Below are 3,633 nucleotides of genomic sequence, written 5' to 3'. Positions count from 1 at the left end.
ATGTATCTGTTCTTTAATTATATCCCTTTATATTTCCACCAAGAAAGCATTCAGTCAACTAGTTTCTTGTTTTTAAAAATAAAATCAATATAATCTCATTTGCTACTCCACAAAAAAGCCCCTTCTAAATTAGAAGGAACTCCAATACCATTATTATTTTACTACCTTCACTTTCAGCCCAGTCTCTTCTTCTATTTCTCTATGAAGTCCAGCTAATAATGATTCCCCATCTTCTAAACTACCACCAGGTAGATCATATCGGTTTCTGTATGGCCCTTTAATTTTATCGATTACTAATAATACTATTATTTTCGATACAAATGCCGTACACCAAACGCACGATGATATTTAGGAGCTTTACTCATGTTTTAACTTTCCCTTAACTACATCATAAAATTTCCGTTCATCGTCTACATTTAAGTGAATACGACTTACTGTTTTAGAAAATCCATATAACAACTGCGCTTTAATTGGCTCTTTTAACGTTATTTCAAAAGTTGGAGGTTCCTTTATAAATTCCATAACAGTTGCGTCAAGAACCTCTTTCTCTTCTTCTTTCTTTAAAGGTTCGCCTTTATAAAACGCAATGTTATCAATTTGTGTAAATGATATAACGATTTTCTTTCCTAATCCAATTTGAATAATCACTTTTTCTTCCGCAACGATAATTGGATTTTTACGCATCGCTTGTATTTCAGCTAAAAAATAAAACATCGCATATATGTTTAAGATGAGTAAAACCCAAGCTATTACTGGATTCCATTGATGAAGTAAATAATGAAAACCGATACTTTCAATTAATGTTGCATGAATAATCATGATATAAACACCTATTGCACCGGTCTTTTTATGATATGAGTATGTGGATTCACTTTCTAATACTTTTTCACGCCACGATAAAAAAGCATAATAGAGTAATTTACACTCTGTTAGAATGATATTTACTGTCTTACTTCTCTTCATATTAGCATCAAATGCTGCATCAATCGCATAAGAAAATGAAGAATACTCACTTCTATATTCTTTATATCGTTTTATTATTTTAGGAAGTACTCTTATAATTTTATATATAAGAAACAGTTCAAAACATACGAACACAATTTCTCCAGCAACTATTACATACGAAACAAATGAAAAAGCTTGTAAATAATCACTAGGAATTATAAATCTTGCGAATACATATCCAGCTATAACTACAGGAAACATATACGTTAACGAATATCTTTTCCGTATAATAAAGAAATATGTGATGACTGGAATTACAAACATAAAATCTAATAATGAACCGAGGACTACTTCTTTCGGGGCAGCTGGCACTATTGGCAGGGCATACAATAAATAGTTTGATAACATAATTAAAGATACGAGTCCAATCCAAATGCCTTTTTTCCTTCGTGAAATTGATGGATTCATTCCTTCTCTCCTCTATTCAAAAACCTCATTTAAATGGTCTTTATAAAATGAAATAGCACGTTCAAATTCTTTTATCTCATCTACTTTCACAACTGTCTCTAACAGTAATTTCATCGCTTCTTCATGTTCGTTTACGTTATATTTTGCTAATGATAAAAACACTTTCATCACGTCATTTTCCGGGAACTTCTTTATCCCTGCTTCTAATAAAGTAATCGCTTTATCATATTCCCCTATACAACGATACGTACTGCCAAGACCGATATACGCACCGCAAAGGGATTCACCATCAAGTCCGTTCGCAATTGCCTGTTCATAATACGGAACCGCCTCCGTTTCAAGACCCATTACATCATGTATCCAAGCGCATTGATATAGTACTTCTGCATCCCTCGTAAAGTTTGTTAATCCTATAAGTATCTCTCTAGACTGCGCATATTTCTTTTCATTTCTAAGTTTAATAGCTTGCTTTAATAAATGTTCCATACAATCCACTCCTCACAAAATGTTCATTATGCATATATCATGTATTACACATTTACGAGCAGCTAATGGCCTATTTATTCCATTGACTCAATTTAATAATTAGTGAGGGCTAAGTTCCCCTACTAATTTAATATTAACTCCATTACATACTATGCGACTGCATCTCTTTCTAAAAGCTTAAATTTACATCGCAGTGATACGATTACATAAATGCTCTAACATATTGACAATTTCTTTTGCAGTTTCATCTTTCCCATTACATAACTTCACATTACCGTCTTGTCCAATAACGTGATGCACAGCACCGCGAGAATATAAAGAATGCGGTGAGTTTGCTACCATTACACTTGCTTTTGCATCTTCCATTCTTTTACTTGCTCTTTCAATAAGTTCTGCTTCATTTACGTCACTTTCAAGTTTAAAGCCAACGAGTATCGTTTCTGGATCCCAACTCTTTATTTGTTTTAATACTTTTGGCGCTTTTTGAAAATGAATAATTGGAGCGATGTCACTTGAAATCTTTCCGTTCATATTAAGAACATTTCCATCTTGATCACAAATCTTTTCGACAACCCAATCTGAGCCAGCAGCAGCCATAATAACTGCATCTACTTTTTCATGTGTAATAATACTTTTCATCTTATCTTGTAAATCAATAATCCCCTCAAATGGGTGCAATTCTAATTGGTTATTTACATCCATTGGCTTCTCAGCGAAATAGCCATGCAAATATATTACATATGCGCCCTTTGTCATTAGCTCTTCCGCAATAATTCTTCCAATCGTACCTTTTGCTAAATTTGTATGTCCACGTACTTGATCCCATTTTTCTAGGCAGCCGCCGCTCGTAATTAATACTTTTTTCTCCTGCATAATAACCATCCCTTACTGATTTTTCGCACGAAACCACTCTGTTCCAAAGTCAACTGCATCACGCTGCCTCATAAAACGGCACGTCGCATTCCCTATCTTCCCACGCGTAACTGTTCCTTTAAGCTCATATTCAACTCCGATTTCTACAAACGTATCAGAATCGTAATCCATTTCAACGAATTCTTTCCATACTCTTACACCTTCTTCTATAATAGGTGCTCCTACCTTTATTAACTCGCGTGCACCTGTACGTACCTCAGATAAATGTATAGACGTATTAGAGTCATAACCAACACCAAGTAATAATATGTATCCATCTAAATCGTATATTTTTCGTAATGGCGATTCTTCACCAAAACTTATGGAAAGTGAATGATTCGCTGTAATTTCTTCTGCGTGTTGCCCCCATGCTGCAAAACTACTGAGTGGATGATTACTGCGCAATACATTCGGATATGTACGAAAACATTCAACTACTTCTCCCATTGCCCTTGTTGGTGTTATACGTGGATCAAATGCTGGGACGTTATCCCGAATAATTTGCCACCATTCTTCTGGTACAGGTGGTCTTGACCAATGTTTTGGATCGGATAAATCCGAAGATTGCGTCGGCATAATTATCGTTCCTTCTTCTGTAACAACTTTCATTAACGCTTCTACTACGGCAACTGCACCGCCTGATATCCAACCGATTGAACTTAATGAAGAATGTACAATAACTGTCATTCCCTTTTCTATCCCTAATGCTTTTAAATCATTTGTAATTGTTTCGATTGTATTTGGAAATTGTGTATTCGCCACTATGTCATTCATTTTCACGATTGTTCCCCCATTTTGCTTTAAACTAATACATACATATAT

At 34.7% G+C, this 3,633-nt stretch carries 4 protein-coding genes and 1 pseudogene; all 5 read right to left on the bottom strand.

Features of this window, described 5'->3' with window-relative positions; all coding sequences use genetic code 11:
• Positions 1-156: 156 nt before the first annotated feature.
• A pseudogene (locus AB3X49_RS19450) lies at positions 157-365 on the bottom strand (NUDIX domain-containing protein); the annotation flags it as partial.
• Complete coding sequence (locus tag AB3X49_RS19445) at positions 358-1,413, bottom strand: hypothetical protein (protein ID WP_113709999.1); 1,056 nt, start codon at positions 1,411-1,413, stop codon at positions 358-360. The pseudogene AB3X49_RS19450 and the gene AB3X49_RS19445, both read right to left, overlap by 8 nt.
• 12 nt (positions 1,414-1,425) lie before the next feature.
• Entirely contained in the window at positions 1,426-1,899 is a 474-nt protein-coding gene (locus AB3X49_RS19440; RefSeq protein ID WP_002013416.1) for a tetratricopeptide repeat protein, read from the bottom strand.
• Positions 1,900-2,082: 183 nt separating this feature from the next.
• The gene (locus tag AB3X49_RS19435; RefSeq protein WP_367964138.1) at positions 2,083-2,772 is read right to left on the bottom strand and encodes a phosphopantothenoylcysteine decarboxylase domain-containing protein; all 690 of its coding nucleotides are present in this window, start codon (positions 2,770-2,772) and stop codon (positions 2,083-2,085) included.
• Positions 2,773-2,784: 12 nt separating this feature from the next.
• On the bottom strand, positions 2,785-3,633 hold an 849-nt coding region (locus tag AB3X49_RS19430), incomplete at its 5' end, for an AAC(3) family N-acetyltransferase (protein ID WP_367964135.1).

The organism is Bacillus sp. C30 (assembly GCF_040838255.1).
GTDB lineage: Bacteria > Bacillota > Bacilli > Bacillales > Bacillaceae_G > Bacillus_A > Bacillus_A mycoides.
The sequence above is the reverse complement of the archived record's forward strand: the minus strand, read 5'-3'. Positions and strand labels throughout refer to the sequence as shown.